Source organism: Wolbachia endosymbiont of Mansonella ozzardi, from assembly GCF_020278625.1.
Classification (GTDB): domain Bacteria; phylum Pseudomonadota; class Alphaproteobacteria; order Rickettsiales; family Anaplasmataceae; genus Wolbachia.
The window spans coordinates 1-2,708 of the sequence record NZ_JADAKK010000080.1 but is presented as its reverse complement, the minus strand read 5'-3'; the positions used below and the strand labels follow the sequence as shown (position 1 = coordinate 2,708).

At 36.3% G+C, this 2,708-nt stretch carries 4 protein-coding genes and 1 tRNA gene; 2 read left to right on the top strand and 3 right to left on the bottom strand.

Going from position 1 to position 2,708, the window contains the following annotated elements; all coding sequences use genetic code 11:
• Positions 1 to 438 precede the first annotated feature (438 nt).
• A complete protein-coding gene (locus IHO40_RS05565) occupies positions 439 to 699 on the top strand; it encodes a hypothetical protein (RefSeq protein WP_225537143.1) in 261 nt (86 codons plus the stop codon).
• Between the two features lie 151 nt (positions 700 to 850).
• On the opposite strand, the gene pdxH is transcribed toward IHO40_RS05565, so the two are convergent.
• From pdxH to IHO40_RS05550, 3 genes are read right to left on the bottom strand one after another with little or no spacing between them, the layout of a single operon-like run.
• Positions 851 to 1,444 (bottom strand): pyridoxamine 5'-phosphate oxidase, encoded by a 594-nt coding sequence (gene pdxH, locus IHO40_RS05560; RefSeq protein ID WP_225537142.1) that lies wholly within the window; start codon positions 1,442 to 1,444, stop codon positions 851 to 853.
• 16 nt (positions 1,445 to 1,460) lie between these two features.
• Positions 1,461 to 2,276: a bifunctional DNA-formamidopyrimidine glycosylase/DNA-(apurinic or apyrimidinic site) lyase gene (gene mutM, locus IHO40_RS05555; RefSeq protein WP_225537141.1), complete on the bottom strand. Its 816-nt coding sequence runs from the start codon at positions 2,274 to 2,276 to the stop codon at positions 1,461 to 1,463.
• Positions 2,242 to 2,385 (bottom strand): hypothetical protein, encoded by a 144-nt coding sequence (locus IHO40_RS05550; RefSeq protein WP_225537140.1) that lies wholly within the window; start codon positions 2,383 to 2,385, stop codon positions 2,242 to 2,244. Before IHO40_RS05550 ends, mutM begins: the two co-directional genes overlap by 35 nt.
• A 20-nt stretch (positions 2,386 to 2,405) precedes the next feature.
• Between IHO40_RS05550 and IHO40_RS05545 the strand changes: the two genes are divergently transcribed.
• Positions 2,406 to 2,478: transfer RNA gene (locus IHO40_RS05545), tRNA-Thr, on the top strand.
• The last annotated feature ends 230 nt before the right edge of the window (positions 2,479 to 2,708 follow it).

Sequence of the window (2,708 nt, the reverse complement as noted above, 5' to 3'; positions counted from 1 at the left end):
TCAACTGCTGGAATGACGAAAAAAGTCACTTAGATGACAGGAAAAGGAGGTATTGGAACAACATCATGGAGGTTGGGGGTGATTGTAAGTCAAGATCCTTATTCCGTTCTTTCGCCAAGACCACTTCATAAAGAAATTACTTTGCTTACTCAATTAACCTAATTATAATAGCAATAGAGAGGTTTAAAACTCTACAGAAAACTTTACTATTGACTAATTAGGGGTAGTTATACGAAGGGAGAGGCTAAAGAATTTTCTATACTATCAGGTAGCATGGGCTACAATAGGGGCACTTATAGGTTTGGGATTAAGCTTTACAGCTTTATCACCTTTGGTAATAGGTGAGGCTGTTGCCGTTGTTCTTGCAATATTATTTGTATATAGTATATACAAATAATACAAGAGAAAGAACATTTTACAAAGAAGATCTTTTCACATATGCTTGGTTGTGCGCTGCAAACACTGCAATTGGAGTTGGTCTTGCTGCAGCTGCAACTGTTATTTTTCCTTGTGCAATGCTTGGAGCAGGATCTGCAGTTTAACAGGTGCAGTGATAGGAGCCATAGCACCAATGCAAGGCTTTTTGCAACAGCGTATATTATTGAGCCAATAGCTGAAAAAGTGAATGAATATATTCTATCACCTATGATTGAAAAAGTGAAAGAATGCTTTTCCTCACGAAAGCAGGAAGTAAACTAACCAGGTAAGGTTTTGCTTTCTGTTATTCCAGTGTGCAGCACATAGTTGCACGGACGTTTTTTCCAAAGACAGTATGTTACAGCAAGTTTTGCCTTGTTTTTCAGTGAAGATCACTATCAAATAACAATGTTAATGCAGTTGTGTTGCATGGTTAAGGATACAGCTGCTCTATTTTCCAGCTGCCTTCTTCAACAAGGGTGTATCTAAATCTAGTGTGTCTTCTATGTTCACCTTCTTGCCAAAATTCAATTACTTTTGGAATCACGCAGAATCCCATCCAAAAATCAGGGCGAAGAACTTGTTTGTTATAAAGTTCTTTTTCCTTTAGTTCGATAGCTTGTTCAAAATCTTGCCAATTTTTCAGAACGCTCGATTGTTTTGAGCACCATGCACTAATTTGACTATCGCGTGCTCGAGAGGAGAAATATTCGTCAGCTTTTTCACCGTATAGGAGTTTTACATCTCCTTCAACTCGCACTTGCCTAAAAAACTCTATCCAGTAAAATACTAATGCAGCTTTGGGGTTCTCGGTCAATTCTTTTCCTTTTCTACTATTTATATTAGTGAAGAACACGAAGCCTTCTTTGCTATATTCCTTTAGCAATACCACTCTTGCAGATGGAATACAGCCTTTGCTACAAGTTGCCAGCGTCATTGCAGTTGGCTCTTTGCATGGAGAATTGAGCACTGCTTTGTACCACTTTGAAAACAAATCAAACGGATCTTTTTTAGGTAAAAATGTCATACCAAAGAATAGAATCTTAATCCTGACATACATTGCAAAAATAAGTGCTACGGCCATTTTGTCGTATAAGTGTTATGGTGTTATTACAAATTTTGCAAGGTTTTTGAACCTGACCATATACGTAAAAACTGTTTTGAAAGTATCCAACAGATCCAGATGGTTGCGCATAATCTCTCAGCGTTGAACCACCTGCAGCAATTGCATCATTTAGAGTATTTTTTATTTCAGTGGCAATTTTTTTGCACTCTCTGTATGTTAAATCTTGTGCTGATCTAAGCGGTGATATGCGGGCTCTAAACAAGCTCTCAGAAGCATATATGTTACCTACACCAACTATTAATTTATTGTTCATTAATACTGATTTGATATTTGCTTTCTTGTCTTTCAGTAGCTTCTTCAAATAGCCTCCATTGAATTCATCCGTTAAGGGCTCTATTCCGAAGTCATTAAAAAAATTTACTTCTTGTGCTTTGCTTAAAACGACAACCAACCCAAACCTTCTTGGATCATTAAAGATCATTGAAGTATTGTCGGAAAACAAAAATATCACGTGATCATGTTTATTCTGCACTTGATTATCTTCAGCGTATATAAGCTTTCCGCTCATACCAAGATGCATGATAACGGCTATATCATTGTCTGTATTCCAGATTATGTATCTACCTCTACGCTTGATATTGTTTATAGCTTTACCTTTTAACGCATCATCGATATTTTTTGTTATCGGTACACGTAAATTCCAATTATTAACTGTAACACTGCTTATTTGCTTGTCTTTTACTGTATCGAACAAAAAGTTAGATATCACTTCCACTTCCGGTAGTTCTGGCATTTTTTCTACCCTGTTGCTGCTTTTTTCTTTTTAGAATATTTTGCTTTAAAGCTTTTGCTAATCTTTTTCTCTCTTTTTCCTTTTCCTTATTCTTTTTTGTGCTATTCATTATCATTATATATAAATCCTGCCGTTATAGCTCAGATGGTAGAGTACGTCATTGGTAATGACGAGGTCCCAAGTTCGAGTCTTGGTAACGGCATATTGATTGTACTTATAACATTGCACACTTTGTAAAGAAAACGCAACCGTTTACTGGTTTTTACTTAATTCTTTAATCTTACTAATAGAAAGACCAGTAAATTTGACAGTAGTATCACAACATCAACATTATTGGCCAGCATTGCCCTTGCACTTCAATTTTTCCTCCTTCTATACCTTTCTTCATACCTTCTTCAAGTTTGCATTCAAGAATAGCTTCCTCTTTGTACA